Origin of the sequence: Aneurinibacillus soli (assembly GCF_002355375.1) — a bacterium.
Taxonomy (GTDB): domain Bacteria; phylum Bacillota; class Bacilli; order Aneurinibacillales; family Aneurinibacillaceae; genus Aneurinibacillus; species Aneurinibacillus soli.
In genome coordinates, this window is sequence record NZ_AP017312.1 from 2,873,295 (window position 1) to 2,899,670 (window position 26,376).

At 40.3% G+C, this 26,376-nt stretch carries 38 protein-coding genes, 2 pseudogenes and 1 riboswitch; of the genes and pseudogenes, 18 read left to right on the plus strand and 22 right to left on the minus strand.

What is annotated here, in order from left to right; genetic code table 11:
- Nucleotides 1-23: 23 nt before the first annotated feature.
- Nucleotides 24-179: pseudogene (locus tag CB4_RS21620) on the minus strand (small, acid-soluble spore protein, alpha/beta type); the annotation flags it as partial.
- A gap of 87 nt (nt 180-266) precedes the next feature.
- Here CB4_RS21620 and CB4_RS14485 point away from each other — a divergent pair.
- The 4 genes from CB4_RS14485 (at nt 267) to CB4_RS14495 (ending at nt 2,090) form a co-directional block, all read left to right on the plus strand.
- Nucleotides 267-440: an aspartyl-phosphate phosphatase Spo0E family protein gene (locus CB4_RS14485; RefSeq protein WP_096466476.1), complete on the plus strand. Its 174-nt coding sequence runs from the start codon at nt 267-269 to the stop codon at nt 438-440.
- A gap of 211 nt (nt 441-651) precedes the next feature.
- On the plus strand, nt 652-762 hold the full coding sequence (locus CB4_RS22050) for a hypothetical protein (RefSeq protein ID WP_408607753.1): 111 nt from the start codon (nt 652-654) through the stop codon (nt 760-762).
- Between the two features lie 600 nt (nt 763-1,362).
- A complete protein-coding gene (locus CB4_RS21075; protein ID WP_146226582.1) occupies nt 1,363-1,611 on the plus strand; it encodes a hypothetical protein in 249 nt (82 codons plus the stop codon).
- A 290-nt stretch (nt 1,612-1,901) separates the two neighbouring features.
- Complete coding sequence (locus tag CB4_RS14495; RefSeq protein WP_096466478.1) at nt 1,902-2,090, plus strand: hypothetical protein; 189 nt, start codon at nt 1,902-1,904, stop codon at nt 2,088-2,090.
- A gap of 155 nt (nt 2,091-2,245) precedes the next feature.
- Here CB4_RS14495 and CB4_RS14500 read toward each other — a convergent pair whose 3' ends face one another.
- Nucleotides 2,246-3,385 carry an IS4 family transposase gene (locus CB4_RS14500; protein ID WP_096466479.1) on the minus strand — a complete coding sequence of 380 codons (1,140 nt, stop codon included), beginning with the start codon at nt 3,383-3,385 and terminating at the stop codon, nt 2,246-2,248.
- Nucleotides 3,386-3,692: 307 nt separating this feature from the next.
- Between CB4_RS14500 and CB4_RS14505 the strand changes: the two genes are divergently transcribed.
- Nucleotides 3,693-4,001 (plus strand): hypothetical protein, encoded by a 309-nt coding sequence (locus CB4_RS14505; protein ID WP_096466480.1) that lies wholly within the window; start codon nt 3,693-3,695, stop codon nt 3,999-4,001.
- A 7-nt stretch (nt 4,002-4,008) separates the two neighbouring features.
- On the opposite strand, the gene CB4_RS14510 is transcribed toward CB4_RS14505, so the two are convergent.
- A complete protein-coding gene (locus tag CB4_RS14510) occupies nt 4,009-4,209 on the minus strand; it encodes a hypothetical protein (RefSeq protein ID WP_096466481.1) in 201 nt (66 codons plus the stop codon).
- A gap of 421 nt (nt 4,210-4,630) precedes the next feature.
- Entirely contained in the window at nt 4,631-4,825 is a 195-nt protein-coding gene (locus tag CB4_RS21625; RefSeq protein ID WP_231956022.1) for an RDD family protein, read from the minus strand.
- Nucleotides 4,826-5,069: 244 nt separating this feature from the next.
- On the opposite strand from CB4_RS21625, the gene CB4_RS21080 reads away from it, so the two are divergent.
- Complete coding sequence (locus CB4_RS21080) at nt 5,070-5,360, plus strand: hypothetical protein (RefSeq protein ID WP_146226662.1); 291 nt, start codon at nt 5,070-5,072, stop codon at nt 5,358-5,360.
- Between the two features lie 134 nt (nt 5,361-5,494).
- Here CB4_RS21080 and CB4_RS14520 read toward each other — a convergent pair whose 3' ends face one another.
- Nucleotides 5,495-5,908, minus strand: coding sequence for an RDD family protein (locus tag CB4_RS14520; RefSeq protein WP_096466482.1), 414 nt, complete (start codon nt 5,906-5,908; stop codon nt 5,495-5,497).
- A gap of 501 nt (nt 5,909-6,409) precedes the next feature.
- Here CB4_RS14520 and CB4_RS21630 point away from each other — a divergent pair.
- The 3 genes from CB4_RS21630 to CB4_RS21635 all read left to right on the plus strand — a co-directional run bounded on the left by CB4_RS21630 (nt 6,410) and on the right by CB4_RS21635 (nt 7,731).
- Nucleotides 6,410-6,619: a hypothetical protein gene (locus tag CB4_RS21630; RefSeq protein ID WP_231956023.1), complete on the plus strand. Its 210-nt coding sequence runs from the start codon at nt 6,410-6,412 to the stop codon at nt 6,617-6,619.
- A complete protein-coding gene (locus CB4_RS14525) occupies nt 6,528-7,034 on the plus strand; it encodes an SDR family NAD(P)-dependent oxidoreductase (RefSeq protein ID WP_231956024.1) in 507 nt (168 codons plus the stop codon). Before CB4_RS21630 ends, CB4_RS14525 begins: the two co-directional genes overlap by 92 nt.
- 103 nt (nt 7,035-7,137) lie before the next feature.
- Nucleotides 7,138-7,731, plus strand: coding sequence for a YuzF family protein (locus CB4_RS21635; protein ID WP_231956025.1), 594 nt, complete (start codon nt 7,138-7,140; stop codon nt 7,729-7,731).
- A 144-nt stretch (nt 7,732-7,875) separates the two neighbouring features.
- Here the strand turns inward: CB4_RS21635 and CB4_RS14535 are convergent, their stop codons facing one another.
- A complete protein-coding gene (locus CB4_RS14535; RefSeq protein WP_096466483.1) occupies nt 7,876-8,091 on the minus strand; it encodes a ferredoxin in 216 nt (71 codons plus the stop codon).
- Between the two features lie 182 nt (nt 8,092-8,273).
- Nucleotides 8,274-8,552, minus strand: coding sequence for a hypothetical protein (locus tag CB4_RS21640; RefSeq protein ID WP_231956026.1), 279 nt, complete (start codon nt 8,550-8,552; stop codon nt 8,274-8,276).
- Nucleotides 8,553-8,800: 248 nt separating this feature from the next.
- Here CB4_RS21640 and CB4_RS21085 point away from each other — a divergent pair, with 248 nt between their 5' ends.
- Nucleotides 8,801-8,968 carry a hypothetical protein gene (locus CB4_RS21085; RefSeq protein ID WP_157737992.1) on the plus strand — a complete coding sequence of 56 codons (168 nt, stop codon included), beginning with the start codon at nt 8,801-8,803 and terminating at the stop codon, nt 8,966-8,968.
- Nucleotides 8,969-8,974: 6 nt separating this feature from the next.
- On the opposite strand, the gene CB4_RS14540 is transcribed toward CB4_RS21085, so the two are convergent.
- From CB4_RS14540 to CB4_RS14550, 3 genes are all read right to left on the minus strand, one after another.
- Nucleotides 8,975-10,672: a YcdB/YcdC domain-containing protein gene (locus tag CB4_RS14540; RefSeq protein WP_096466484.1), complete on the minus strand. Its 1,698-nt coding sequence runs from the start codon at nt 10,670-10,672 to the stop codon at nt 8,975-8,977.
- Between the two features lie 114 nt (nt 10,673-10,786).
- Nucleotides 10,787-11,050 carry a DUF2164 domain-containing protein gene (locus CB4_RS14545; RefSeq protein WP_096466485.1) on the minus strand — a complete coding sequence of 88 codons (264 nt, stop codon included), beginning with the start codon at nt 11,048-11,050 and terminating at the stop codon, nt 10,787-10,789.
- 38 nt (nt 11,051-11,088) lie between these two features.
- Nucleotides 11,089-11,601 carry a DinB family protein gene (locus CB4_RS14550; protein ID WP_096466486.1) on the minus strand — a complete coding sequence of 171 codons (513 nt, stop codon included), beginning with the start codon at nt 11,599-11,601 and terminating at the stop codon, nt 11,089-11,091.
- Nucleotides 11,602-11,748: 147 nt separating this feature from the next.
- Between CB4_RS14550 and CB4_RS22055 the strand changes: the two are divergent.
- Nucleotides 11,749-11,946, plus strand: a pseudogene (locus tag CB4_RS22055) (HXXEE domain-containing protein); the annotation flags it as partial.
- A gap of 5 nt (nt 11,947-11,951) precedes the next feature.
- Here the strand turns inward: CB4_RS22055 and CB4_RS21645 are convergent.
- The 7 genes from CB4_RS21645 to CB4_RS14585 form a co-directional block, all read right to left on the minus strand.
- Entirely contained in the window at nt 11,952-12,149 is a 198-nt protein-coding gene (locus tag CB4_RS21645; RefSeq protein ID WP_231956027.1) for a hypothetical protein, read from the minus strand.
- A 59-nt stretch (nt 12,150-12,208) separates the two neighbouring features.
- A complete protein-coding gene (locus tag CB4_RS14560; protein ID WP_096466488.1) occupies nt 12,209-12,388 on the minus strand; it encodes a hypothetical protein in 180 nt (59 codons plus the stop codon).
- Nucleotides 12,389-12,599: 211 nt separating this feature from the next.
- A complete protein-coding gene (locus CB4_RS14565; RefSeq protein WP_096467762.1) occupies nt 12,600-13,397 on the minus strand; it encodes a fumarylacetoacetate hydrolase family protein in 798 nt (265 codons plus the stop codon).
- 202 nt (nt 13,398-13,599) lie between these two features.
- Entirely contained in the window at nt 13,600-14,466 is an 867-nt protein-coding gene (locus tag CB4_RS14570) for an SDR family oxidoreductase (RefSeq protein ID WP_096466489.1), read from the minus strand.
- Nucleotides 14,467-14,604: 138 nt separating this feature from the next.
- On the minus strand, nt 14,605-14,811 hold the full coding sequence (locus tag CB4_RS21980; RefSeq protein WP_309146620.1) for a hypothetical protein: 207 nt from the start codon (nt 14,809-14,811) through the stop codon (nt 14,605-14,607).
- Between the two features lie 136 nt (nt 14,812-14,947).
- Entirely contained in the window at nt 14,948-15,493 is a 546-nt protein-coding gene (locus CB4_RS14580; protein ID WP_096466490.1) for a MarR family winged helix-turn-helix transcriptional regulator, read from the minus strand.
- 60 nt (nt 15,494-15,553) lie between these two features.
- Nucleotides 15,554-16,012 (minus strand): DinB family protein, encoded by a 459-nt coding sequence (locus CB4_RS14585; protein ID WP_096466491.1) that lies wholly within the window; start codon nt 16,010-16,012, stop codon nt 15,554-15,556.
- Nucleotides 16,013-16,130: 118 nt separating this feature from the next.
- Here CB4_RS14585 and CB4_RS14590 point away from each other — a divergent pair, with 118 nt between their 5' ends.
- Nucleotides 16,131-16,982 carry a LysR family transcriptional regulator gene (locus tag CB4_RS14590; protein WP_096466492.1) on the plus strand — a complete coding sequence of 284 codons (852 nt, stop codon included), beginning with the start codon at nt 16,131-16,133 and terminating at the stop codon, nt 16,980-16,982.
- Nucleotides 16,983-16,997: 15 nt separating this feature from the next.
- Here the strand turns inward: CB4_RS14590 and CB4_RS14595 are convergent, their stop codons facing one another.
- Together CB4_RS14595 and CB4_RS14600 are read right to left on the minus strand one after the other, a co-directional pair.
- The gene (locus CB4_RS14595; RefSeq protein ID WP_157737994.1) at nt 16,998-17,642 is read right to left on the minus strand and encodes an NADPH-dependent F420 reductase; all 645 of its coding nucleotides are present in this window, start codon (nt 17,640-17,642) and stop codon (nt 16,998-17,000) included.
- Between the two features lie 178 nt (nt 17,643-17,820).
- Entirely contained in the window at nt 17,821-18,858 is a 1,038-nt protein-coding gene (locus CB4_RS14600) for a Y-family DNA polymerase (protein WP_231956028.1), read from the minus strand.
- A gap of 275 nt (nt 18,859-19,133) precedes the next feature.
- On the opposite strand from CB4_RS14600, the gene CB4_RS14605 reads away from it, so the two are divergent.
- Nucleotides 19,134-19,349, plus strand: coding sequence for a hypothetical protein (locus tag CB4_RS14605; RefSeq protein ID WP_096466495.1), 216 nt, complete (start codon nt 19,134-19,136; stop codon nt 19,347-19,349).
- 581 nt (nt 19,350-19,930) lie between these two features.
- Here the strand turns inward: CB4_RS14605 and CB4_RS22060 are convergent.
- Complete coding sequence (locus CB4_RS22060) at nt 19,931-20,098, minus strand: transposase (protein ID WP_096466497.1); 168 nt, start codon at nt 20,096-20,098, stop codon at nt 19,931-19,933.
- Between the two features lie 12 nt (nt 20,099-20,110).
- A riboswitch (cyclic di-GMP riboswitch) is annotated at nt 20,111-20,196 on the minus strand.
- A gap of 275 nt (nt 20,197-20,471) precedes the next feature.
- Here CB4_RS22060 and fbpA point away from each other — a divergent pair.
- The 3 genes from fbpA (at nt 20,472) to CB4_RS14630 (ending at nt 23,880) form a co-directional block, all read left to right on the plus strand.
- Nucleotides 20,472-20,621 (plus strand): Fur-regulated basic protein FbpA, encoded by a 150-nt coding sequence (gene fbpA, locus CB4_RS22065; RefSeq protein ID WP_096466498.1) that lies wholly within the window; start codon nt 20,472-20,474, stop codon nt 20,619-20,621.
- A 302-nt stretch (nt 20,622-20,923) separates the two neighbouring features.
- Nucleotides 20,924-22,951 carry a methyl-accepting chemotaxis protein gene (locus CB4_RS14625; protein ID WP_096466499.1) on the plus strand — a complete coding sequence of 676 codons (2,028 nt, stop codon included), beginning with the start codon at nt 20,924-20,926 and terminating at the stop codon, nt 22,949-22,951.
- Nucleotides 22,952-23,499: 548 nt separating this feature from the next.
- A complete protein-coding gene (locus CB4_RS14630; RefSeq protein WP_096466500.1) occupies nt 23,500-23,880 on the plus strand; it encodes a MerR family transcriptional regulator in 381 nt (126 codons plus the stop codon).
- A 235-nt stretch (nt 23,881-24,115) separates the two neighbouring features.
- Here the strand turns inward: CB4_RS14630 and CB4_RS14635 are convergent, their stop codons facing one another.
- Together CB4_RS14635 and CB4_RS22070 are read right to left on the minus strand one after the other, a co-directional pair.
- Complete coding sequence (locus CB4_RS14635; RefSeq protein ID WP_197703122.1) at nt 24,116-24,445, minus strand: topoisomerase DNA-binding C4 zinc finger domain-containing protein; 330 nt, start codon at nt 24,443-24,445, stop codon at nt 24,116-24,118.
- A gap of 2 nt (nt 24,446-24,447) precedes the next feature.
- Entirely contained in the window at nt 24,448-24,558 is a 111-nt protein-coding gene (locus CB4_RS22070) for a hypothetical protein (protein WP_408607747.1), read from the minus strand.
- A 690-nt stretch (nt 24,559-25,248) separates the two neighbouring features.
- Here CB4_RS22070 and CB4_RS14645 point away from each other — a divergent pair.
- A complete protein-coding gene (locus tag CB4_RS14645) occupies nt 25,249-25,812 on the plus strand; it encodes a hypothetical protein (RefSeq protein WP_096466501.1) in 564 nt (187 codons plus the stop codon).
- Nucleotides 25,813-26,025: 213 nt separating this feature from the next.
- The gene (locus CB4_RS21650; RefSeq protein ID WP_096466502.1) at nt 26,026-26,316 is read left to right on the plus strand and encodes a transporter; all 291 of its coding nucleotides are present in this window, start codon (nt 26,026-26,028) and stop codon (nt 26,314-26,316) included.
- The last annotated feature ends 60 nt before the right edge of the window (nt 26,317-26,376 follow it).

Here is a 26,376-nt window from a genome sequence, read left to right on the forward strand (position 1 = left end):
TTATACTTCTTTATTATATAAGATCATGATATAAATTTCCAATTGGAACAAGTCCCGTTTATATATCCAGAAAGGTGTCCAACGAGATCCAGGCGCTTCGTAATCTCGCCCCCGACAGAACCGTTCTGGCGAGATGTTATATCCGGTCCAAGCTGCACACCGAACTCAGAAGCGATTTCATGCGAGGTAAATTAATCCATGTATTTTTGAATGTATTTCTTTCGAGTGGGAAAAATAATAACATCCACAGTTTGGAGGAATACAGTATGAATGAAATCGAGGAACTTCTAAAACAGATCGAGGAATTAAGAAGAACGCTCTATGCATTAGCGACAAAAAAGAAGCTGAGCGATCCAGAGGTTGTGACAGCAAGTCAAATGTTAGATGCTTTGTTAAATGAGTATGAGAAGTTAATCAAGAGAAAGAAAGAAGATAAATAAAATCGCTTCCGACTGAGAGTAAAGTAGTGAGGTTTCGTATTAATTAATCAAAAGTTAAAATGGATTTCATATTTTTTTAATCAGCACGTAATATAAGTCGTTTATTATTTGTTTTGTAGCATCATGACTTAAAATGCTGATGTATAAGAGAGGTAGTCTTACGATGATAACAACTAGCAAACTGGATAAGTATATAGAGAAACTGTTACAAATGGGTATTTTCAAGATTAACGATCATCAACTTTATGAATGTTCAGAGAAAGAAGTGAAACAAGCTCTGTTTCATGCTCTATCAAGAAACAGAAAAGTACAAGTACATTGAACTTCTCATCGCTAGTCCACTCTACTGAGCAAAATTAGTACGATATATCCCAGGCTGTTGGTTAAATTATGTTTCTAACAGTCTGAGTCCTTCTTGCAAAATTTACACATGATGCTCCAGATACTCTTCTACGTACTTTGATTCATCACTGATAGTGCCCAGCCTTTCCCCGATGTATCCCCATGCCTGGAAACAGGTGGTTATTGAAGGGCAGTATCCAGCATTTCTCAGGCGCGATCCCATTCTTCAGCGGCTGTTTTATCACGTTCTCCTGAAATAGTTTCTTTTCATTATCTGCCGACTTGAAACAGATATAGAAGAGATAATACCTCCAGCTTGATTGACGCCCTGATTTTGTCAAATTTCCGATCAAAATGGCACCCGTTCAAGTTGTCCATCCGCTTCTCTCCTTCCCAAAAGAAAAAGCCTCTCTAGAATTTGATTTCCATACTTCAAACTAATTAAGAACTCACCGATAAATAAAGTGAAACGCGATTTTTATTACATCGGAGTGAAGACCTATGATCAAAAAAACTCTTGGTAGCTTACTAGCCTTATCACTAATTACAGCACCAGTTACGGTATTTGCAGCGCCTGGCCATGGTACTAGTTCTTACAACTCTCAAAGCTGACTACGATCAAATTACAGCTCTTCATGCTCAACTGAAAAACAGTACAGCCGCTGTGCCCGTTCCTGTAACTCCAGTTCCGACTACGGATCCTAGTGGAAGCCAAACACCAGCACCTACTGGCGATACTGTAACCCCGGTTCCAACAGATAGCAGTGGTTCATCAACACCTGTTGAACCAAATCCCGTAGACCCGACTTCTACTACAACACAGCCTTAATCATTAGACATGCATCAAAGGGTACAACCGTTGTACCCTTTGATTTTTACCATCTACATTACCACTATCATTCAAATCATGGCTAAAATCGATTAAAAATTTTTTGAGATCGATTGCCACAGATGAATAACACTTCTCTGTCCTGTTAGGAATCCCCAGGCAAACCATAGAAGACAGATTGCTCCAATAATAACAACACCACCTGAACAGATTCTGAACATATATAGCTTAGTCACAGTGTTTCTGTATAATAGGTATATCCTAAGCTGCTAAAAGGAAAGGGTTAAAAAATGCTAACAAATCAAGAAAAAGATGATGTAATCTATATGGCACGACGGATCATGCTTTCGAATCGTGATGTGGAATGGGAAGGATGGAAGCAGCTGGTTGAAGATGAACTTCTACAACTGGACTGGCCAATAGAAAAGCAACAGGAAGCTCTTAAGCTAGTAGGACTGTTTAAGAAAAAAACACTTTAATTCCCTCAGCTCTTCTCAAGCATAAGCTTGCCGTCAAGGCAAACTTATGCTTGAATAATGCGTCCATTATTTATTTTGGTTTTCGTCCTGCACGCCCTTTTTCGAAAAAACATGATTCGCCTAATTACTTTTCTATGATTAATCAGGCCTGTTGATTAACCAATTTTAGACAAACTACTCCCCTGTATGAGTAGAGATCGACTTATTATTGTATGAATTGCAATCATCCATTCGGCCTGAAGGCTCTCAAACCGTAAAAGACGTGCAAACTGAATAAAAGATAGCATAGCGAAACGTGAAACCATCGGTTTCGCCTTCTCATAGATCCACTTTATCAAAACATAGGTAATTAAAGCCGTATACAATTGACCGTATACAGCATTTTTAGTGGTACCAAACAATACAGGTACATTTACGTGTTGCTTAATCCAGCGGAAAAACGTTTCGATTTGCCATCTGGCTTTATAAATCTCCGCAATTTTTTCGGCAGATAGGTCTCTTCGATCCGTTACGACTCGAATCTCATTCCCTTCATCATCTGTAAAAAATATAACACGATGCCGCTCTTGAGAACGACACTGAGAAGTGCCGAGATAGCACGTACTGTCTTTGATTACAGAGGGTGCAGTAGAGGAGCAGCGTCGAAGAGATCGTGGTGTATCGATTGTGACATTTTCTTTGATTCGAATGACGAAAGACTGCTTATCTTTCAGGTATTGATCAAACCGTTCGATTTTTCCGTACGCTCTGTCGGCAACAAGAAGAAAAGAAGGGTTCGCTAGTTGATCTAAGAATGGACTGTCATGTTTACTTCCTATCGATTCGATTACGTGAACAGGCGTTTCCTGATCGGGATCAAAAGCCACATGTAGCTTGATGCCTGCCCGTTTTCCATGATAAAGAGCCCAAGGAAGTCGTGGTTTTCCTACGGTAATGGTAGTGGAATCAACGAGTAAAAGTTTTTTGGGGATCGCTAACTTACGTCTTGTAGCACGGTTACATTTGGACACAAGATGATGAAATAACTTTTTAAATACAGTATAGGGAACATCACTTGCTTTTTTAGAAAAAGTGGAATAGTTAGCGGACGGAAGTCCGCAAGACGATGAGCGATCCGCTCCGTAACGAAATCCTTCCCATTCTTCGAATGCGGCCATGGCCCAGTAATGAAGTAACGTAGAAGTTGTGAATTTCCTTGCTTTTTCCTCGTATTCAACGTCCTGTACCACAGATTGAATCTCCTCTTCTGATAACAGTGTTTGAACAATTGTAGCGAACGTGGTAGACTTTTTCATGAGGTCGCCTCTTTCTGAATCGGTTTGGTGGTACAAACGATTCTACTGAAAAGGCGACCTTTTTTCTACCTTTTATTAGCTAATCAACAGGCTTGATGATTAATAAACAATTTCAGCCCCGCTTATGTTGCTACAGAAGTAGGAGCTTTTTGTATTCCTTTAAAAGTTAGTTATATTAAAAGTTTCTATCGAGGCATCGGCTATACTAATCTCCATTTAGAAATTCGAAAAAGATTATTTCTCCTTTACATCAGCTCCCTTTGTTTGCTTCAATAAAGTCAGGATCACATGTCGAGGAGAGAAAACTATGACCCTTAATTTAGATCACTATGTCGGAAAAATAATCCGTGTCCACTATGCTTCACCCAAGGGAGAGCTTCAGCATACCGGCTTTGTACAGTCTTCCAATGAACGAATGGCACTATCATTACGAGTAAATGATGAAGTCCTGACGATCCCTTGCTATCGCATCCAATCCATCGAGATTGTAGACGATCTCCCGAATTACTTAACCCAGGAACAAATAAACGAATTCCTTAAAGATCATACCGAACTGAATGAAGAGCATACTACCTCTCCATCATCATTCCTACAGCCATCCAACAAGAAAATGTAGTTAATTGTTAAAAAATAGTCGTCTTATCTACAAAAACTAAGAGCTGCGGAACAGAGTCAATAACTCGGAGCTGGATGTGGCTCAGTTCGTATTCCTTACCTTCTATATTGATACTATCACTTTCTTTTATGGCAGAAACGAACCCTGATACATTGTCTGTATTGATTTCATAAAACAGGATGTTACGTTCAAGAAATTTTATATCCATTACCTCCGCCTCCTTTACCTTTACTATGTAGGAACAGAGGACAAGCTGGGTATATCATTTATCGTCAAATTACGACATGCAGCCTTAAACAAGAATCTGGACAAGTTTTGCAAAGATATAAACCTCTTGTGAACTAGTGATACCGCTGTACCAGAAATGATAGCTGGTGCTAACTAACATTTGATCCACATCTCCCCACTCAAAATAAAAAAGCAACCAGGTTATAGCTGCTTAAAATGTTTTTATACAGTTGTTTAAATTCGACACACACTAGCAAATTATCAGTTTCATGCTGTGAAAAGTGTCGGACGATTTTTATTTAACAAGGTTCTAATTATTGGTAATGTCATAGACAGCCCCTATGTTTGCCCTGAGTAAATTGCTTCCTTACACATTCCTCAATTAAGTGCCTATATGGGCACTATTTTTTTGCATAAATCACACAGGTTCCAGCAATAAAGTCATGAATAGCTCTTTTATCTTGACGCATGCTTATCATAAAAGCACTGATAATGGCACCGATGCCGAATGGGATGCTAATAATGATTTTATCCAAAATAGCGGCCCCGAATCTCGTTAGGAATCCAGGTCTCTTTTCTGTGTTCTTCCATCTCATGTTACCTCTCCCCCTGCAATCTTCATGCAATTATATTGTAACTATTCAGCCTGTGGATAGTTACAATTTTTCCGATTTACTTTGCATAACTATTTCTTTTTTCACAATTTCACATATTTTTTTGGTATTTATCCCATACTTTTCTATCATTATAAAGGTGCTAGGACAATAGCATCAAGCATAGTAAGACAGCTCTTTTATGATCGATTATTAAATCTCAAAAACGAAGTGAGGATGATTAGACATGAATATTTCAAGCACATCAATTTTATCCAGCACTAGTTTCACCAATATCAACAATGGACAACAATCACAATCAACAGCTACTACTCAACCTGATGAAAAGCAAGAAGGCACTCAAAAAGCTAAAGGAAATCATCAACACCAGCATCATGGTCATCATAGAAATCATGCTAAAAAATCAGATACCCAATCACAATCATATAGTACATATGCAGTAGCACCTAATCAAAGCGTTCAAACAAATGAAACATCTGAGACATCTCCACAGCCATCCATTGATATGTCGGTATAGCTTTACTGTTTTTTGTAACTGTTCAGCCTGTTACGACATTGTTTAATAAACAGCACAAATAGAGGTAATTCTTTACGGAACTACCTCTGCTTTTATTGTAGAAAAAGGAGAAGTAAGTCTACTCCCGTACAGGCCTATTTTTCTGCATATACTACACAAGTACCCGCTATAAAATCATGGATGGATCGTGTATCTTCCCGGAAAGCTATCATAAAGGCGCTTACAATAAAACCAATCCCCAGTGTTAAGAAGTAAACAAGAGCACTGACTATATCACGCATAATCATGTTTCCAATTCCTACATTTTCTCCATTTACCTTTACAATTCGTATTCCTACAATCCTTTTTCCAACTGTGTATCCATTCCATATAACTGGAAGAGCCAAGGAGTATGTCATCTGGCATACGTCAGACAACCAAGTGTCTTTTGTTTGTCCTGTTATTACGTATTCTATAATCAATAATGGAATACCAATAATGATTGCATCCAGAATAAGCGCTCCTATCCTTACCAATAATCCCGCTCGTTTACCTGTGCTGTGCTCCATAACTATCTATCTCCCCCTATTAAAGCCCTTTACTCTATTTTATAGAAGATAATATCATATAATTATAAATTTTTACACAAAAAGGTATTTTTGCGAGGTTACATATGGGCACAACAAGAGAATACAGAAACTGTGATAATTGCTGGTGGGCAAAAGACACGAGATGTAAGGGACTGCTTTTTAATTTTCTTCTCGTTCTACTTCTGCCGTTCCCAGCGCCGCTCCTTTCGCTCCCGGTAAGCTTGAACGCTACCTTCCCAGCCTACGAAACAACATAGAAATGAGCGCAAAACAAGTAAAAGGTCTATCTTCGTTTTGGAACTGTGCATTGAACAAGAAAAACTGCATCAATAAAAATATAGACAAATAAATAAAATACCCACTATAATACAAACGAATTAAATAATAGTTTGTTTTATATGTATTAGGAGGGATATCACGAATCAGTTTACATGCAAGATAGCAGTCATCACTGGAGCAGCAAGCGGGATCGGCCGCGCATTGGCAACACGCTGCGCACAGAAAGGAATGAAGGTCGTACTTGCCGATGTGGAAGAAGCAGCGCTAGCAAAAGGCCGAGCAGGAATTGAAAGCAGCTGGTGCAACCGTCCTCTCCGTCGTGACCGATGTAGCCAAAGAGCGCGACATCCAGGCGCTGGCGCAGAAAACCGATTGCCACATCGTGAACACAGCTTCCCGAGCAGGCCTTGAATCGGGTCCCGGCACCGGTGTCTACCGTGTAAGCAAGCACGCTCTAGTTAGCCTAACGGAGACCCTCTACCACGAATTGAAGATGGTCCGAGCTCGCATCGGAGTCTCCGTCCTCTGTCCTGGATCTGTGCGAACACAAATATGCGATGCTGATCGCAATCGACCTTCCGAGTTTAGCAAGCCTGGCGATATCATGCCGCCCTCACCACAGGAAAGTAAGATCATCGAATTCATCCGGGCGGGTGTCGAGCAAGGAATTTCACCCGAAGAAGTAGCTGAGCTGACCTTCAGCGCCATTGCGAACAACCAGTTTTACATCATGCCTGATCCCGACTATAAGCAAGCCGTGCAACAACGGATGGACGATATTTTGAACCAGCAAAACCCGACATTCGTCATCCCTGATTCCTTGTAAGGGAACTGACGATTCCCTTGTGCCCATTTTTTATTAGCTCATGTTCCGCTTCCTAGGTATTCACATAGGATGTAACTGTTCAAATGTGAAGGGAGATGGAAAGATGAGTTCTCAAGAGTATCAGGTACAAGGTGAAAATTATCAGGTTCCACCAATTTCGCCATATGCAACACAGGATGAAATGTATCGAATGGTAATGCATCCAATGCAAGGAGTTGTTCCAATGCCTAATTTTCCGGTACAAGGAGCGATGGCTCCAATGCCGAATTATCCCGTGATGGGTGAAATGGCTCCGATGCCAAATGCTCCTGTGATGGGCGAAACAATGCCAATGCCGAACGCCCCTGTAATGGGCGAAACAGCATCAATGCCAAATGCCCCTGTGATGAGTGCAATGCATCCTATGTATGGAGGAATGCACCACATGCACCATGTTCATTATGTGTGTAAAGTAAATCCATATCTTTTCAAAACGCTGTGTACACTGATCGGACATAAAGTAGTAATCGAAACCGTCCGTGATAAACACGTTGGAAAGCTCATAGATGTGAAGCCAGATCACATCGTACTTGAGTCTATGCATGCAGTTTTCTTTATTCGGATTCAGGAAATTGTTTCGATTATGCCTATTCCACATTGTCATCATGGTCATCATCACAAGAAGCACCGTGACAGCAGAGAAGTTCAAAATGACTAAATCAAAATTGAAAAAACAAACAAGCCTCCCACTAATTCCGGGAGGCTTTTGACTGTATCCTCTTTTACCGTATGTTCAAGTGTCCGTTTTATTGCACAAATCTCCCGCCTAATTGTTGTTCTGCAAGCTGAATAGTCACGATTGTTAATCTATCCACCTGATGCTTTCTGTCGGACATTCGTCTCTTGCGCTCATTGCTTTGCTCACGAATTCTTTCGGAACTTCAACGAAATCTTTTAGACCTCCCGGCAACTTTACGAATGAATATCCATCATCATCCGATTCATAAACACCTGGACAAGTAGAATAGCATGCCTCACAAGCTATACATGTTTCTTGATCAACGTATGTTTTTGCCATGGTATCATCTCCCCCTTTACATTAATAAAAACCTTCAAGAGTCCAATCAAAGACATTCTGCATTTAACAATTTTAGGATCACTCCAAGATTATACAATTTTAAACAAGGATTTCGAACTACTTTTTCTGAAATTAGCGTAAAATAAAAAACCCCACCGTCCAAATAGCCAGGGCTAGTAACATTACTCTGCTTTTTTAGCATCTACATGTGATTGACCAAGGATATAAGCTACCACTACACCAGCAATAGACATAATGGATTCTTCTGGGATATTTAACCCAAGTCTATTATTGGCAATTACAAGACCAGCTGTTACAATGGCCATCCAGAACTTACGAGATTTAAGTTTCTCCATTATTGGTTTCCCCCTTTCTGCCTGATGCTTTTCTGATCTCATCTGCAAGATCAGATCATTCTTTTTGATCGGCACGTACTGTATCAGCTGCCGTATGGTATTCATCTAACTTTTGTGGAGATTTGTCCGGCTTTGCATTTTCTTCCTGACACATAGCTCCTTTTTATATGGTATGTTCGTTCGTGTTTATCTGCTTGTTCGTTCGCCTTAGTTTTACGTGAAATAGAAAAAGGCGCGATTGCTCACGCCTATGCTAATTAATTGAGATCCACAGTGAATCTGTTTGGTATTTGGTATAAATCTTCCGTTTGTACAAACCTTATTAGTACATCAAATTATGGAGGGATAACAAAATGAATGAACACAACCGTAAAAAAGAAGCAACTAACGCAGCGAATACAGACGATTCATTCGATCTTGTAGTTGATGGGTTTGAACGCATGATGACCCCATCAAAAGAAACCATGAAAAAGATTGAATCTGATCAGGATGATAATATCGATGATGTAACACTTATTTAAATATCACTACTCTTCATCATCCCGCTCAATCGGCACCTGCACGTAGTTACTCGTAAACGCATCAACATAATCATCTATATTTTCAGAAGGCTCCCATGTATACGTCAGAATCGGAGCAGGAGCGAGTTGATCAAAGTAAGATGGCCATACGTATTCCAGCTTTAGCTTTTTGTTTTGCAAGAAAGATTCAGCGGCTTTTTCTTTTGATATAACCCCTTTTGGCACAGGAAGAGAGAGCGTCTCTTTGTACGGAGCAAGCGAAAAACTAATGATTTTTCCCGTTGCTGAATCGACAGTCACCATGTGTAACCGTTCCATGACCGGGATGCCTTCATATCGTTCAAAGAACCAGAAATGGTGATTTTCCTGTTCATTACCTACAAATTTAGGCAACTTCCCCTTATCCACCCAAGCTGGAGGTTGTTCTAGTCCGAATGTAGCATATTGTACATCCAGTTCTTTGGCTGTAGGCCCGGTATACTTTTCAATGAATGCGAGCGCTGTTGCAAACGCCTCTTCCTTGCTGACTGTTGCTGGATGACTATTTTCGCCGCTTATATCAAGGCTTGCAGAGGTAATCCAGCCGCTTGCTTTTTCACCATTTGCGTGAATGCTGATGTCTTTTGCATTAGTCCAGGAATAATTAAGGTATGGATCCCCTTGTCCGTCTCTAGAAAAAGGTGGATCATCATGTTTTTGCAGTTGTATCTGGCTAAAGTCGAAGTTGAACGCTTTACTTACTACTTCTGCTGCTTCCTTTTCTGAATGAGCGACTAGTTTATTTCCTTGCGGATGGATCTGCACGACTTTCCACGGGGCAGAGAAGAAAGAATCTTGTTTAATTTCTTCCCCTGTCATCGTGCTAATGGATTTACCGGTTTGAGCGTCGAAAAATCCGTAATTCAGTAAATCATATCGTAGCGCCAGCTTTGTTTCTTGTTCTTCTTTCAGGGAACTGTAAGATTTTTCAGGCTGTTTTTCTACGTACTGGAGTGCAAGACTATCTTCGGTAATGAGCTGTTTTTTCATATCCTCAGCAGAGCGGATATGTGTAGCAGTTGGAATAGCTACATTTTTTAGATTGGGTGGATTGTACCTAAAACTCACAATATGTCCTACACCATCTACTTCCATACGAAAGAATTCACGGCTAGAAACGGGAATATTGTTGAGCAAAAACGGGAATTCAACTTGACGCTCTGCCCAGGTAGTTGGGTTTTGGTCGCTATCATATATGGTAGATGAACCGCTTCCATTTGAAGTAGGTTCACCAAATTGTTTTCGCCCTTCAGCGCCCAGCCAACTGATAAGGAATTGCTCTGCTTTCTCTTTCGCTAACGTGGTAGACGGTTTTTTCTTGGAGACCCATTCCTTCATTTGAATATCAAACGAACGAAGCTCTCCTGTCTCCATATCGAAAGTCAGATGTCCGCTGGAGCCAATAGAAGCATCTGTAAGTGAGATGGAAAACGTGTTAGTAATCTTATCCGGTGTACTTGTCTCAATACGCAGTTGTTTAAAGGCTGGTTGTAACGTAAAGAGCCTGTCCATCGTTTTTTGAATCATCGGGGGAATCGGAGCTACTTCCGGAACCCCAGCTACCTGTTTAACAGTAGCTGACGTGTGTTCTTGTTCCGCGGCAAGTACCACTCCTGTTGGAAGTAGTGTGGCTGCCAGAAGAAGAGCGGTGAATGAGCGTTTCATTGTATCTCCCCTTTACTATGCAAAAATTACAATATATTACCATGATACAGATAAACAAAACAATTTCAACAGTATTTCCCAAATCATATGGTTTTACATAATAAAAAGCACTCCCTATTGGGAATGCTTTTCCGAAATGGTTTTTACATGTAAAGCATATATTTCTTCCTCTAGAGAAGTAAATTGTTGTTGAATGACAGTTCTAGCATCACGTAACGCCTGATTATAAATAATGGGTGCTGTTTGATTCAATATAAAATCGAGTAGCTGTTCAGCTTCCAGGTTACCTATAGTCTCCTCTCTTTCCTCACTAAAATAAAGTTGGATGTTACTGATGATGTCGTCCTTAAGTTCCCTTGGTATTTTCTTAATAAGCATGACAGAATCCCCAATCTATCGAGAATTTTTAATTTTGCTTACGAGCGTCCTTTTTCGTACAAATAAAAAACATAATCAGTAGAAACACCTGAATGTCCTAACTGCCGCAGCATGTCCGTTACCTGTCCACGATGATATGTTCCGTGATTAACTACGTGTTGTATTAACTCAGAAAGACGAGTTTCTAAACGACCAAAATGAGGATGCTCAATTGAAAATGCTTCATCTAGATTTTGCTTGTGTTCAAAAAAAGCTTTGTAGCGTTCGGATAAAGTGAGGAACGCTGTTTCCATTTCATGTACACTTTTCCCCCTCGTGGTCTCTGACAATTGCTGTAATAGCTCGATACTTGTAGAAAAGCTATCACCAGACATAACACTTAACCACAAAGCATCCATCAGATAGATATGTGTCAATGCTTCCGAAACAGAAGGAAAGACTCCTTGAGCTTCTTTATTGTAAATTTCCTGCTGCAGATTCTTTACATGCTCTAAAATTCTTTTGTTTGCCCAGGTATGGTAATCATATAGTTGTACTGCTTGATTATTCACTAGAACACACCCCTTTTTCTATATTTTACATCATCATCCTTTATTTTTGATTTTAAATTTTCTGTATATGAAAAGACGCCGCTAATTCAGAAAAAACAGGGATCGTATCGATTCTTTCATCACCGACTTCAATTTCAAATCCCATGTTTGATACCTTTTAGCATTACAATCGCACAATTTGCATTTGCATTTATTCTTTTGTGGATTTTAACCTTATTAGGATGCTATCGAGCTTTACACCAAAAACGTTTTTTAGGTATGCGTGCTATAACGTTCTTTTCATTTTTAGTTCCCGGTATATTTCTGGCAAATGGTATAGGTCATCTACTACAATTTATTTTCTTTCAGAGTTATGTCCCGGGTGTTGTTACATCTGTTTTGATTATATATCCGTATTCTTTTTTCACTTTAAAGTACTTGTTACGAAACAATTTGTTGACGCTTAAAAGATTTCTTTTGTTTTTATTTTTAGGATTCTTTTTGCAAGCTCCTTTTGCGTTACTAGCGCTTTTACTTGCAAAGGTCTTACTTTGATTTCTTTCATTCATCCGCCTATCTCCGTTCTAAAAGAAAAAGCCACTCCATCGGAGCGACTCTTTATCCTTGCTTATTGCCAGTATAGAAATTGATATCCTTCTTCCTGATCTGCTTCCTCATTATTCGGTTGATTCTCTTCGCTTAAAATAAAGCTCGATACATCCGTATCCAGTTTATCGTTTCGATACTGATTTTCTCCCGGAGCAAATCGTGTTGCAGGAAGAGAGTCGTGTTCTTTCTTTTTATCCATTAACCCTCACCATCCTTTCTGCAGTTGGTTAACATACATTTTTATTATGTCCTGTACTATTGCGTTAAATCCTTCTAAATCAGGGGTTTGACGCTTTTTGTTGTGTCTTGTTGCGTTAAATTCCGCTACGTTTGTCGCAAATCAAAAAGCGGCCTTTATGGCCGCTATCCTTCTCTATTATAATATTTTGATAATTATAAAAATTAATTTCTTATTTTACATTATTACATAGCTTGCCAATATTCTCTATTTCCACAGAGACGACATCGCCTGACTTCATTGGACAACTGCCAGAAGGTGAACCAGTAGCCAAGACATCACCCGGCTCCAGTGTCATAATCTGTGAGATCCAACTAATAAGGAAAGGAATAGAAAATGACATCTGATTGGTATTACAATCTTGTACGACCTCGCCGTTTAAAGTTGTAACGATTCGTAAATTAGTTGGATCTACACCTGTCACAATCCATGGACCCAAAGGACCAAACGTGTCAAAACCTTTGCCGCGTGTATACTGAGGATCCGTATGTGTAAGGTCTCTTGCAGTCACATCATTAAATACAGTACAGCCCAAAACATAATCTAATGCCTCTTCTTCTTTTATGTTTTTGCCGCGTTTCCCAATAACAAGCGCCAATTCGCCCTCCATTTCCACCTGATTGGTTAAATCATTTGGCGGAAGAATGATTTCCCCCTGATCTGGAATCAAGGCAGATATCGGTTTTAAAAATAAAAGCGGTTGTTTGAGATTGGCCTGTCCCCCAACTTCTTTTACGTGTTCCGCATATGTCCAACCGAAATTAACCACTTTTGAGGGAACTACAGGCTCCAAAATTTTCACATCGCTATATTTAACTCTTACACCGTCATATTTTAGTTGATTATTTGCAATTTCAGTAAAATTACTGGATAATTGTAAAATCTCATCATCCTCAACAATTCCGTAGTATACTTTACTGTCATGATTCTGATAGCGAACTATCGTTTGTGTTTTTCGTATTACTTGCATTACCACAACAACTCAACTCCATCCAAACAGATTAGATATTCGTTTCTTCTCTAATGAATTACAAATTCGCAATATGTCAAATGCGGATCTGTATTTGAACTATCTTAATCTATTAGGAAATTTTCATCAAGTGCTAAGTTTGCTCTCGTACATTGGGCTTCGTCAAAATCATTCTCCAAGTTTAGATCAGCGGACTCCGCCATTACCGGAATTTTTCTACATACTCATGCAGAAAAGCGTCTAGTGTGCGTGGCTCTCTACCGAGCAAGCTCTTTACAGTGTCCGTAGGTCTTTCCGGCACCACCGTAGACATGGCTTGAATTTCCACAACATGGTTCGCAAGCCAAGAAGGCATGTGCTCGTACTCGATTAGATTACGAAGTAGTACTTCGCGGTCCATGTCTATGTAGCGTATCGGTCGATTGAGCAGGGCGGATAATTTACTCGCGATCTGGGGATAACTGAAAATCTCCGAACCGGTAAGCGTATATATTTGTCCTGATACTTCTCGGTTGGTCAGGACCTCTGCGGCAACATCCGCAATATCTCGACAGTCAATAAAGTTACATCGCGAATCACCCATGGAGCCGAAAAAAGCATCTTGCGTTGCGATCGTTGGGGCAAAACGCAGTAAGTTTTGCATGAACGCATACGGACGCAACACCGTGTGGGTGAGACCAGATTCGCATAGAGCTTTCTCAATTTTGCCATGCCAACCCGCCACTGCCACTGGAGAGCTTTTCTCGAAGGCAGGACTGGATATCTTTACGATGTGCTCGATTCCAGCTTCGGCGGCAATGCGAATGATCGAGGTCTCCAATTCGATCTGTCTTGGACTGTTGGACATTGTAAGGAAAAGCTGGGTAGCTCCTGTAAACGCACGGCGCAACGATTCAGGATCGGAAGCATCAGCCGCTGCGACCTCGATAGTCGACTGACCTAAATCCCCGATCTGACTCCGTAATTTCTCAGGCTCTCTACTTAGCGCCCGCGCAGGTACGCCAAGATCAATCAAACGTTTCAAAAGTGCACTGCCGATTATACTTGTTGCTCCAATTATAACAATCATCTTCTATCTCCTCCGTTAACCGAAAAATTTTTAGTGATGGTAAGGCGCCATCGCCATGTTACTGTCGTGCTTGCGATCGTTGCAGATAGTGGGAAATCGGTCCAAACACGACCGAACCAGACTAAGTGATCGCTCGGATTAAAAATTTCTAGTAAACCAGATGTCACCCATGCCGCGAATAGACCAAGCAGGGCCCCTGTCAGCGGTGACCAATCCCCCTATACTTGCCATAATGGCAGGAGCAGCATATGCCATTACAACTTCACGCCACAGCACAAAATTCTTTGCATCAGAACCCGTAGCTTTGGCATCACAAATACCTTCTGTATTATTCTGATAGTTCATCTTGTTTATTTCGTTACTCCTTTCTTCTTTATAAATAGTTTAGTAGTTGCTTTCACCGCCATATGATTAGGTCCCTAATTATATGGCAGTGAAAATGGGCTAGTTTCACTAGCCCGTTCTACTCTTTCCTGGTGCATTACTTTGATTCGCCTGATTCATCCGTAAGTGCTGAGATACCTTGTGTAACTCTGCCTAGCAGGTCGAGAAATACGCTACGCTCTTCGATACTGAGTAAGCCCACCATTGCTTCTAGACGAGCAAAATGCTCAGGAGCCATTTCGCAGAGCTTCTTTCTCCCTTCCTTCGTCAAAATAACCGATTTCTGACGGCCATCTTCTGAACTGGTTCGACGGGATACTAGACCATCTCGCTCAAGAGTGTCGATAAGACCTGTCACTGTAGCACGTGTAACACCTAGATGTTCGGCTAATTGCGAGGGCAGCTCCTCTCCTTCGTTGTCTTCAAGGTCTGCCAGTAAACGATATCGCCCTGTCGATAAGCCGAATCTGGAGAAATGAATCTCCGCAGCATGTCCAAGCTTGGCTCCCGCTGCCATTAGCCTAGACGCGACGAGTATAGCCTGTGCATCTACATCTAGGTTATAGCGTTCAATCTGACGCTTAGATTGTATAAGTGAGGGAGTAGCGTCAATGTCATTTGTTCCTTTATTATCGTTGGTCATGTATATAGTATGGATCCTAACTAATTTTGCGTCAACATATTTTTTAACACACCTTCAATTTTAAGGTTTCGTTCTCACCAATGTAATAAAGTCAATAGTAACTGGTTCAACACCCTCCGCTCGAAGTCTTGAGTTAATCTGTCCTCGATGATACTGACCATGCAAGGCTACATGAGTTAAAATATCCCGTACAGAATTCGTAAATTCTTTTCCTTTACTATTTGTGTAGGATATTATTTTGTCTAAGTCAGTATTCGCTACATTAGTAAGAAACGCTGTAAAACTCTCTTCATTTTGTTTAACAAGTTCTGCACAAACTTCTATATCGATCTCCGACCAGATGGGAAGTTGTGAGCTGTCCGATCCTTGTAATCTAGTGATCCATACTTTTTCTGCAAGAAGAATGTGGGAAAAGTACTGCCTCCCTCGCTGATTTTCATCTTCAATACTTTGCAAGGTTTCAAGAATACGTCGGTTAGCCCAATTTAGGTGCTCATACATCTTTTGAATCGTTTTCAACGAGAATCCCCCTTCGTTTATTTCATCATAGCAAAGTAATTCTTTCTTCTATGATGCAGTCTATCATGATAATTTTATAACTATACACATTACCGTATAACAATTTAAGGTGGGCCGCATGATGAATATAGAATATTTAGATAATTTTTTAGAAGCTGTTACTACTAAAAGCATTTCTAAAGCCAGTGAAAAACTAAATCTAACACATACTGCTCTAAGCAAGCAAATACGGAGAGTAGAAGACTATTTTGGTGTGGACCTGGTTTCGCGATCGCCTTTCGGTATAGAATTAACCGAAGCTGGATCGGTGTTATTTAGACGAATACAGCCGCTTCTTGCCGAGTTAAAAGCCATTGAGCTAGAATTACAAAAATATGCAGAAAAGAAAGTAATCTCTTTAGGTACGATTCCAAGCCTAGCTGCTTATTATTTGCCCGAAAAAATTGTATCCTTAAAGGAAAAAGGGATCGAAATAGAAATCACTGTGCGAAATACATCTGAAGAAATAGTAAACTTGTTACAATCAAAGATTATTGACACAGCAGTAATTGAACGTTTGCCTACCCATAAATCTTTTTGGACTCATGATCTTTTTGATGACCCTTTTTATGTTATTTTCCCTAAAAACCACCCTTATGTCACTAAAGATTCAGTTGCATTGCCTGAGCTGGTTAATGAACCTTTTGTTGTATATCCTGCAAATTGTACGATCAGAAAAACGATTACAAACAACTTAGCAAAACATCATATCACACCCAAAATCGGGGTAGAAGTAGACTTTGGTGAGTTTATTCCCGGTTACGTTGCAGCAGGTGCAGGGATCGCCATTCTTCCTAAACTTGCTGCTGAGCATTTGGGACATGATACGCTAAAAACGATTTCGATTACAGATGTAAATGCTAAGCGAATCATTACACTACTATCTGCTTCGGAAAAAACCGGGAGGCTACTTCTACAAAGCTTCAAATAAATTCTTCTATACATCTCATTCATTTGTTTTTTCGTTTCCAAACAATCGAAATGAAACATACGGATAATGTCCATAGCGTATCGCCATCTCTCGTTCAAATAACGTCATTCGCTCAATCGTTCGGTTATTTTTCAACACTCCTCCATCAAAAACCCGAAACGGTAGCGGCTCCAATAATGTAATAACTGTTTGCCGCGACTCTTCGTGATCAGATGTCACATATACATCGCTTTCTAAACCATTGTGAAGCGGATTATCGAAAATTTTGAAAAAGGTATTTTTGAATGCGCCCACTACTTTTGTGTCTGGGATTACTTTTTGCAGTTCTTCCGCAGCAGAGGTGCCCCATTCTGTAGTAAAATCACTGAAATCTTCTGTAAACGGGTTTACGATATCTACCAAAATTTTATTGGCCAGCTTTTTCTTGTTTTCTTCTGCAAAGGGTAAAAGGTCTCTAAACCAGAGAGAGTGGATAATAATATCAGCCTCTAAAGCTTCCTCATAGGTAGCAGATTGAACACCTTCACACTTTAGTTCATTTATTAAATGGTTTACTTTTACTGGTGTCCGGGAACCCCAGATGATTCCCTTAATGTGTGGCGACAAAACTTTAATTAACCCTTGCCCCATCCGGCCTGTTCCTAGCAAACTTACCTTCATTTTTATACCCCCCTTTTCGACATGGTTAAATTGTAACAAGTATTTTAGCCATGTGGAATTTCCTCTATTATTTATGGTTGAAACAAAAAGTTTCATCCTAACTGTAAGCTAGAACTGTATCTATTTCCCGATATATCAGAGACCGCCCCACTTCCCAGCCACAAGCTAGTACACGGTATCAAAACGAAAATTTCAACTGCTCATACACCTGTGCCGTTAAGTTGCTGAGTCGAATCCCAAACAAGCGAATCGGACGATCCGAAAAATGCAACTCATATGTATGCATGGCTATTCGGTAAATATCATCCGCACGATCTGTTGGCACTTCCAGTGTGATGCTGCGAGAAACAGCCTGGCGATAATCGAACTTCACCTCTACCGAGACCGTCGCGGCTCGTTTATGTTGGCGCTGCACTTTCTCGGCCAGCTTGTGGCTAAACTCACGAGCCGTTTGCTCAATCAACGACCGCTCCATCGTATCGACCGCAAACGTACGAGAAGAGCCGATGCTTTTCTCCCCCTTCTTCCGCTCTGGATTAACCGGGGACACATACGCTCCCCATGCTGCCTTATACAAATACTCACCCTTTTTCCCGAACCATTGCTGTAAGTCTTCTAATGGGCGAGCCGCCAATTGTCCGATGGTATGAATTCCTTTCTGTTTCAACTTCTCGGCTGTGCTTTTGCCGCAGCCATGCAGCCGGTTTACGGGTTGTGGCCAGAAGTACGCTTGAAACTGACGCTGCCCCATCTCCACAAATCCGCGTGGTTTTTTCACATCCGCACACATTTTCGCAATCAACTTATTCGGTCCAGCTCCGATACTACACGGGATTCGCAGCTCAGATTCCAGCTTGCGCTGAATATAGGAGGCGACCTCTTTAGGAGAATGACCACGCTTGATGATTTCTGTAATATCCAGATATGCTTCATCAACGGAAGCTACCTCACAAGGTGCGATACGAGAGAGAAAACGCATGATGACCTCAGAGTACTGACGATAGAGAGTATGCTCAGGCTGTACAAATATCGCCTTCGGACAGCATTTCCACGCGTCACGGTAGCGCATCGTTGTGTATACTCCGTATGCCTTTGCCTCGTAACTGGCAGCCACCACAATCCCCTTTCGTTTCTCAGGGTTCCCTGCGACCACCACCGGTTTGCCTCGCAGCTCTGGTTGCATGCTTTGGTGCACAGAAGCAAAGAAAGAATTCATATCACATAACAAAATCATCGCATTCACCCGCTTTCGTGATCCCTTCCTCTTATCCTCATTATAAGAACGTATATTCCTATCCGCAATCTTTTCTCTTCTTTTCCTCTCTCTTAGATACAGAACTGACGAAAAATAAAGTAAGCCTCTTATTATGAGGAGATAGTATACATATTTTCGATTGGCAAATTCATGAATTAGGTTAGCTGATTAAACATCATATTCCTTCTCTAAACATACTTTGTAAGTATAAGCATCATGAGAAGGACGTGCTCAATGTGAAGATTAGCGTAAATGGAATATATTCTAATGGAGCATTCGGTAAGTTTAGGGTTGAACGCAAGATTTTATATATAAGTGATGGAGAGCAGGATAAAGAGGCGTTAATATACATGGTAATTAGAGGGGAGGAAAGAGGTTTATGCTTTAAAACAACTATAAATAATTTTTCTAATTGTGCTAAAGAGAAGATTCATACCCAGGAAATAATCTAATTTTTGCATGCTATCGTACCCCTTTTTTTCAATGTGACTGCTTGTGTATTTCCGTCCCACACAGTCTCTTCCGGAAATAGAAAAAGACGCGATTACTCGCGCCTTAAGCTCCTTATTTTTTGTTCAAGTTATCTTCTTCTCTCCTGATTCTAGAGGGCAACACCCTTTTGTTCTTAACCTTTCATTCGTCACGATGTCCATGTGGGTAGTACGGATATGGTGGATATGGATAAGGGTATGGTGGATACGGGTAATAATAAGGTGGGTAATAATAAGGTGGATAGTAAGGATAAGGTGGGTAATAATAAGGTGGATAGTAAGGATAAGGTCGAGGACGTGGGTAATAGTAATACGGGCGCTCATCTACTTGTTGTTCTACATTAACAGGTAAATATTCTTGCATGTATTATTCCCTCCTGTTGTTTTTCATTGGGATAATCATCTACATTACCTGATATATGCCTATAGATAAAAAATGGTGTGGGCTCTGTGAATTATATGCTTCAATCAAAATGAAAAAATAAACAAGCCTTCCGCTAACTCCGGAAGGCTTTTGACTGTATATAATGCGCCGTACATCTCTAAATCAAGGAAGAAACTTCATACTTTCCTTGTTTATATTCTTTTATCCAACGGTAGATCATCCGACTGTTCAGTCTATTTTCTCTAGCCACTTTATTTAGGTCTTGTATTTCTAAAGCTCGCTGAATCACCTTGTACTTAAAAGATAGTGAATATGATCTTCTCATCTTTTTTCTCCTTTCGGTAACCCGGCCATCATAGTTTGTTAAACGTTAGACCCGTGGTTTTGCGTCCTCACTTTTCAATGAGTTTGCCATTATCGAGGCAGTGTAAGAAACTGATAATAACTATAACAAATTTAGAGGTTTTCACCAACCCTTTTTATTTTTTCGTTCATTTGACGAAAAAATTATCATCCATATGGATAGAATGATGAAGATACCTCCAGCTTGGAGTAAAGCAGTGAGATTTCGTATTAATTAATCAAAAGTTAAAATGGAGTTCATATTTTTTTAATTGGCACGCAATATAAGTCCTTTATTATTTGTTTTGTAGCATCAGGACTTAGAATGCCAATGTATTAAGAGAGGTAATTTCACGATGATAACACTGGATCGATATATAGAAAAACTGTTGCAACTGGGTATTTTCAAGATTAACGATCATCAACTGTATGAATGCTCAGAGAAAGAAGTAAAGCAGGCTCTGTTTCGAGCTTTATTAAGAAATAAAAAAGTACAAGTACAATAAAAAAATCCGCGCCCGCCTACATCTTGCATCGCATCCAAGTCAGGCAAGTAAAGTACACTGTGAATCATTGCAGATAGTCGCCACTCAACTTTTGTTCAGCCATTTGAACAAACCTTTTGGTAATAGTAGAGACTCGTCTCCTTATTTATTTTTTATAAAAGATATGTAAATAATAATTTGATTACGTAAAACTTAGGTCAATAGTATTAAATAACCTATTCTTTGGATGCTATAATCTAAAACATATAAATATTAATTCGCTTTTCTGGAGGAATGGTTCTGTGAGGTTTACTAGTATTAAAATGCGTACAATGTTCTCGATATTGCCCCTTACCATTGTTACACTACTTACCATTGTATTTATTTCCTATTCTTATTCACGATCACTGATCGAGCAAGAAATCAATCAAAAAATGAAAAATCAGATGGAGAGTATCAGTAATGAATTACAAATCAGAATCACGGCTCATAGTACGTTAACCAAAGGAGTTGCTCGTGCTATTGAAACAGCCCCTACTTCATTAACACCTACCCAATATACTTCGCTATTAAAAAATAGCTTATCCCTAAGTTCTGACACTTTTGGTACCGGCGTTTACTTTGAGCCGAATAAATACCGTCCGAATCTAAAATATTTCTCATATTATGCATATCGTACTGGTGACAATGTAACATTTACAGATAAATATAGTGATCCAAAATATGACTATCCAAATCAAGATTGGTACATCAGAGGCAAAACCTCTACTCAACCTATTACATACTCACCTCCATACCTGGATAATTCCACTAATGTTACGATGGTAACGGCTACTGCCCCATTTTATGATCAAAATAAAAATTTGCTTGGTGTAGCAACAGGTGATATCGATATTACAGAACTGCAGAAAATAATACGTAATACAAAAGTCGGGAATACTGGCTGGGCGTTTTTAGTCGATAATACTGGAACTTATATAACCAATCCTGATGAACAAAAGGTAATGAAAACAAAACTTGCTCAAGATCCAAACAAGTCATTGGCTTCGCTTTCCAAGCAAATGGCCAGCGAAAAAAATGGGCACTCTGTTTTTGAAGATGCGAACGGGAAAAATCAGATTTTTTTTACTCGTATACCGCAAACAGACTGGGTACTCGCACTTGTGATGCCTGAGCATGAATTATTTTCACCACTGCAATCTTTGATGAAAATTCTTACTACAGTTAGTGCAATTGCGATTCTGATCATCATTGGTGTAATTCTGTTATATAGTCGCTACATTACTTCTAACATCACACGCATTAATAACATATCAAAAGTAATGTCTACTGGAGATTTTACGCAAACGATCGAAACAGACTCTGTTGATGAATTTGGACAAATGGCAGATAACTTCAACGACATGACCATGAAGGTTCGTGATATGATGCTCCAAGTAGCCAATAATTCACACCATGTCGCAGCCACTTCTGAGCAATTAACAGCTAGTGCTGAGCAAACGAGCAAAGCAACCGAACAAATTTCAGAAGCAATTCAACAGGTTGCCACTGGTTCAGATACCCAATCAGGCATTGTGACCACTACTCACGCCATCGTAACACGTGTATCCGATGGTATACACCAAATTACGAATCGCGTCCATGAAGTTAGCGAAGCATCTCAACATGCTGCACAGACATCTGCTAGTGGCATTCAAGTCGTAGAAACTGCTCGTGGACATATGAATCTGATAAACGAAAAAGTCCAGCGTTCTGACGATATTATCCATACACTCGGTCAAAAATCTGAAGAAATCGGAAAGATTGTATCGCTTATCACTTCAATTGCTGGACAGACGAATTTACTAGCGTTAAACGCCGCCATCGAAGCTGCCCGCGCTGGAGAACACGGGCGCGGATTCGCTGTTGTTGCTGACGAAGTTCGTAAACTAGCTGAACAATCTGCTCATGCAGCTGATGATATTAGTTATTTAATTACTCATATTCAATCCGAGACAGATAAAGCTGTTCAAGCTATGCAAGAAGGGAGTTCAGCTGTTAGTGAAGGAATGGTCATGGTCGATAATGCTTCTGTAGCCTTTAAAGAAATTCGTATCGCTGTGCAAGATGTATCCGGTCAAATCGGAAAGGTAACGGAAGTTGTTACCCATATTCAAACTGGTACACAACAAATGATACAATCCATGAATCAACTGACTGACATTTCCGAATCTGCTGCTGAAAATACTCAACAGGTTGCTGCCGCTGTTGAAGAACAAACTGCTTCTATGGAGGAGGTTGCATCTGCCTCTATTATGCTATCTAAAATGGCTGAGGAGTTAAATGAGGTTATCACTCGTTTTAAGATATAACTTATACTCTGAAGCACTACTATCGAATGTGTGTACTAAGTTGCATAAACAAATAAGTATAAATAAGTTAGGTAACAGGATATTTGTTTTACGTAGGAGGCAAAGAAGCGTCTTATAAATTACGATACATATCTTCTGTTTTAAGCCAACAAAAAGAGCACAACATTATGCTGCGCTCACCTAAATGTTAATTTTATGTAGTAACCATGTCGTTTACATGAAAAATCTGGTCAAGCCATTTATCTATTCTACTTACCGTATTAGAATGTAGACATGTGTATCACCACCACTTTCCACAGGCATCCTTTATGGGTGTCTTTTTCTTTTTTCGGAAGTGATTTTAGTGAATCGCCTGATTTACTTAGGCATCAGGGAAGCCTCTTCGATCTCCATTTCCAATGTCCAATTTCTCTTGGCATATCTGGCAAGTATCCCTTCTGCACTCCCTCTTATTAAATTACAATAACCGCATCTATTTTCCTATATTTTCATTTATAATTTATGGTAATTAAGTATACTAGAAGTAAAAAATCAATTAGGAGAAAAGCATGAAGAATCTCTCTTTTTTTGCAGGAGCATTATTAATTTCTCTCTCAATTATAGGCGGCAGCTACATCATCAGAACTTCCCCAGTACCGCAACCGCAACCTGCTATACAACCAACCTCTCTACCGAATGCCGATACAAAAGCTGTTCTCACTCTACCGGAAGCCGCCGCGTTCCTTAATCTTCAGGAAGATCAGCTGCGAATCATGGTAGAAACAGAAGAGAAGTGGATAAAAGAATCAAAGGACGCCTTCCCCGACATAATTCCCTTCTTCAAAATCAGAGAGGAATTTTTCTTTAGCAGAACCGCCCTAGAAAAATGGGCCGAACAATCGGCTAACGAACATCGGAGGTATAATAGGGATGAAGACGTAGTAAAGTAATGACGGTAAAATAGAAAAATAAAGAGAACAGGAATGATATCGGTGAATATGAAAAGAATACGTTTGGCCATCAAATTGCTGGGGCTTTGCTTCTTCCTCAGCTACCTTCTTTTTAACCCAACAGCTTCTAATTATAAGGAATATGTCCCTTTTGGCTTACTTGGATTAGCAATCATTACTATAAGCGACTTAATCCCATACAAGAAGTGAAAGTCTCTCTCGTCTATCCCAACTATTATGACCGAACAAGCCCTTTTTCCTTCTTCATACTCACCTTGAACTTGCAGCATGGATAACCCGAGCATCCCAGGAACGCCCCATACTGCCCCATGCGCTCGACTAACGGACTGTTACAGCTCGGGCATATCCCATTCTCCACTTGCTCTGTACGCCTCTGAATATCGGTGACATGCTGCTCCCGCACTTTCTCATCTGTGATATTCGCCTTCCGCAACACATCGACCATCTTGTTGGCCTGCTTAACCAACATCTTTTGCTCGGTATGCTTATGGATCGCCGTCAAAAGCTCATTCTCGCGTACCACGATAGCCTTTGTTACTTCCACTTCTACGCCCTTTGTGCCAACAAATACAACTCATGCCGCTGTCCATTCTTCAAAAACTGAATCCAACTCTTTGCATCTTCGCAGCCTTTGACATAGCTGTTGTACGCTTTCATTTCCAAGACAAAGATGCCGTATGGAGATAAGAAGTTTAGTTTAATTTGTGAGAATTATTTATCTGTGTATTGCTAAAAGTGGAGATCAATCAAGTAAAGGTTCCTAGCATCTCAACCCGCTTATATGTATCCGATATGGATCAAGCCCTCTCTTTTTATGATGGCTGTTCTCCATACTAAACCAATACATCGCTTTAGTTATGTCGACATTGAACTGACTGCTATCGGCTCGTTACTTATTCTAGCCGGTTCTCCAGAAGCGTTGGCCCCTTTTCGTCAAACTACCGCTACTTTTGTTATGGATTCGATCACAGAATTCAAAGAGCATCTGATTGAACAAGTGGCACAATCATTTGAGATATTCAAACCGTACCAACTGGAAAAAACATGACTGTTCGATACCCGGATGGAACGGTTGTAGAATACGTAGAGTTTAAAACACAATAAATCGGAATAAATAAAATTACCCATTACTATAGTATTAGGAGAAAATGGAATAATGGAAGGAGAAAAGGACAAGAGATTAGCGTCTATGCACCCGACAGTGGCTATATGCGCGGAGAAACGTATATAGGTAGCTGAAGCCCCAGGGTGGAAAGCTGATCAAGCAGGCGGTCATAGTGCCATTTACGATTCCATACTAAATTATACAGGCGGCATGATATTGTACCGCAATTAGGGGGACTAGGAATGAAGAAGAACATGCTATCCGTTCTGACGCTTGCCTTACTAGGTGGACTGATCCCAGTGCAGGCTAAAGGGTTAGAAGTATATCAAGCTCAGAACATCGACATTGTTCAAGCGCAAGACATCGAGATCGTTCACGCGGAGGATGTGAAGCCGGTTATCCCGCCAAAAAATAAACCGAGCACAGTACCCTCTAAGTCCAATTCGGTTGACTACGCTTTCCGGACATTTATTCTGTGGGTACCTGGCACATCGTATTCTTTTGATAATTATGCGGCAGGTACACGCACGCTGTATACATCAACCGGCACACTTCCAAAAAGCGCGCTCACTGTCAATAAGGATGGCACGTATGTGTGGAACAGTGCCTGGGATGGAAAAATCATCAAAGGAAAATGGAAGAAAAATAATGATGGAACGATTAACCTGCTGAAAGGGCAGGAAGGAAAGACATGGACGCTGAGCAAAGGAGACGGAAAGTACGAGGATATTTTCCTGATGGATGGATCGATATGGTATAGCGGTAAAACAGTCACATTGAAAAAAGGAAAAGTACCGAAAAAATAATCGAGATCTATGAAAAACTATCTCTTCCTATTTAAGGGCAGCAAGGCTAATAAATTTATGTTTCTTCTGTTTATAGAAATTAGAAAGAAGCCTCCCACTATCCGGGAGGCTTTTACTATATATCACTCTATATATGCTACGTTATTCGCCCAATCCATCTCATTCATTTGAGCATAGACTGTTGAGGATCATTTTTAAAAGGAGTGAAGTTGAATGGTATTTATGCCACCGCCGGGACCGCCGCCAGGGACACAAGCACAACAGCCAACATCTCCACCACCACCATTTATTCCCCAACAAGCTGCTACCTTTGCTGTTGACCCAGGAGCTATTGCACGTTGCTTGTTTCGTAATACGTATGTTTGGCTCGCGAATGGGGATGAGTTCTGGTTTTTCCCCATTTTTGTAGGCCCTAGATCGGTTGCAGGTTTTAGATGGAGCGGTAGGTTCTGGAGATATACTGGATTTGATTTAAGATTAATTATTTCATTCACGTGTTTTTAAAACTCAAAAGCAATAACGAAAAAAGACTGATCCAAGACGTCTGAACTGTAGCCCGAATAA

Coding starts and splice junctions, on each gene's coding strand:
- CB4_RS14485 (WP_096466476.1), top strand. CDS start 267: ATGAATGAAATCGAGGAACTTCTAAAACAGATCGAGGAATTAAGAAGA.
- CB4_RS22050 (WP_408607753.1), top strand. CDS start 652: ATGGGTATTTTCAAGATTAACGATCATCAACTTTATGAATGTTCAGAG.
- CB4_RS21075 (WP_146226582.1), top strand. CDS start 1,363: ATGGTACTAGTTCTTACAACTCTCAAAGCTGACTACGATCAAATTACA.
- CB4_RS14495 (WP_096466478.1), top strand. CDS start 1,902: ATGCTAACAAATCAAGAAAAAGATGATGTAATCTATATGGCACGACGG.
- CB4_RS14500 (WP_096466479.1), bottom strand. CDS start 3,385: ATGAAAAAGTCTACCACGTTCGCTACAATTGTTCAAACACTGTTATCA.
- CB4_RS14505 (WP_096466480.1), top strand. CDS start 3,693: ATGACCCTTAATTTAGATCACTATGTCGGAAAAATAATCCGTGTCCAC.
- CB4_RS14510 (WP_096466481.1), bottom strand. CDS start 4,209: ATGGATATAAAATTTCTTGAACGTAACATCCTGTTTTATGAAATCAAT.
- CB4_RS21625 (WP_231956022.1), bottom strand. CDS start 4,825: ATGAGATGGAAGAACACAGAAAAGAGACCTGGATTCCTAACGAGATTC.
- CB4_RS21080 (WP_146226662.1), top strand. CDS start 5,070: ATGAATATTTCAAGCACATCAATTTTATCCAGCACTAGTTTCACCAAT.
- CB4_RS14520 (WP_096466482.1), bottom strand. CDS start 5,908: ATGGAGCACAGCACAGGTAAACGAGCGGGATTATTGGTAAGGATAGGA.
- CB4_RS21635 (WP_231956025.1), top strand. CDS start 7,138: ATGAGTTCTCAAGAGTATCAGGTACAAGGTGAAAATTATCAGGTTCCA.
- CB4_RS14535 (WP_096466483.1), bottom strand. CDS start 8,091: ATGGCAAAAACATACGTTGATCAAGAAACATGTATAGCTTGTGAGGCA.
- CB4_RS21640 (WP_231956026.1), bottom strand. CDS start 8,552: ATGAATACCATACGGCAGCTGATACAGTACGTGCCGATCAAAAAGAAT.
- CB4_RS21085 (WP_157737992.1), top strand. CDS start 8,801: ATGAATGAACACAACCGTAAAAAAGAAGCAACTAACGCAGCGAATACA.
- CB4_RS14540 (WP_096466484.1), bottom strand. CDS start 10,672: ATGAAACGCTCATTCACCGCTCTTCTTCTGGCAGCCACACTACTTCCA.
- CB4_RS14545 (WP_096466485.1), bottom strand. CDS start 11,050: ATGCTTATTAAGAAAATACCAAGGGAACTTAAGGACGACATCATCAGT.
- CB4_RS21645 (WP_231956027.1), bottom strand. CDS start 12,149: ATGAATGAAAGAAATCAAAGTAAGACCTTTGCAAGTAAAAGCGCTAGT.
- CB4_RS14560 (WP_096466488.1), bottom strand. CDS start 12,388: ATGGATAAAAAGAAAGAACACGACTCTCTTCCTGCAACACGATTTGCT.
- CB4_RS14565 (WP_096467762.1), bottom strand. CDS start 13,397: ATGCAAGTAATACGAAAAACACAAACGATAGTTCGCTATCAGAATCAT.
- CB4_RS14570 (WP_096466489.1), bottom strand. CDS start 14,466: ATGATTGTTATAATTGGAGCAACAAGTATAATCGGCAGTGCACTTTTG.
- CB4_RS21980 (WP_309146620.1), bottom strand. CDS start 14,811: ATGAACTATCAGAATAATACAGAAGGTATTTGTGATGCCAAAGCTACG.
- CB4_RS14580 (WP_096466490.1), bottom strand. CDS start 15,493: ATGACCAACGATAATAAAGGAACAAATGACATTGACGCTACTCCCTCA.
- CB4_RS14590 (WP_096466492.1), top strand. CDS start 16,131: ATGATGAATATAGAATATTTAGATAATTTTTTAGAAGCTGTTACTACT.
- CB4_RS14595 (WP_157737994.1), bottom strand. CDS start 17,642: ATGAAGGTAAGTTTGCTAGGAACAGGCCGGATGGGGCAAGGGTTAATT.
- CB4_RS14600 (WP_231956028.1), bottom strand. CDS start 18,858: ATGAATTCTTTCTTTGCTTCTGTGCACCAAAGCATGCAACCAGAGCTG.
- CB4_RS22060 (WP_096466497.1), bottom strand. CDS start 20,098: ATGAGAAGATCATATTCACTATCTTTTAAGTACAAGGTGATTCAGCGA.
- fbpA (WP_096466498.1), top strand. CDS start 20,472: ATGATAACACTGGATCGATATATAGAAAAACTGTTGCAACTGGGTATT.
- CB4_RS14625 (WP_096466499.1), top strand. CDS start 20,924: ATGCGTACAATGTTCTCGATATTGCCCCTTACCATTGTTACACTACTT.
- CB4_RS14630 (WP_096466500.1), top strand. CDS start 23,500: ATGAAGAATCTCTCTTTTTTTGCAGGAGCATTATTAATTTCTCTCTCA.
- CB4_RS22070 (WP_408607747.1), bottom strand. CDS start 24,558: ATGAAAGCGTACAACAGCTATGTCAAAGGCTGCGAAGATGCAAAGAGT.
- CB4_RS14645 (WP_096466501.1), top strand. CDS start 25,249: ATGAAGAAGAACATGCTATCCGTTCTGACGCTTGCCTTACTAGGTGGA.
- CB4_RS21650 (WP_096466502.1), top strand. CDS start 26,026: ATGGTATTTATGCCACCGCCGGGACCGCCGCCAGGGACACAAGCACAA.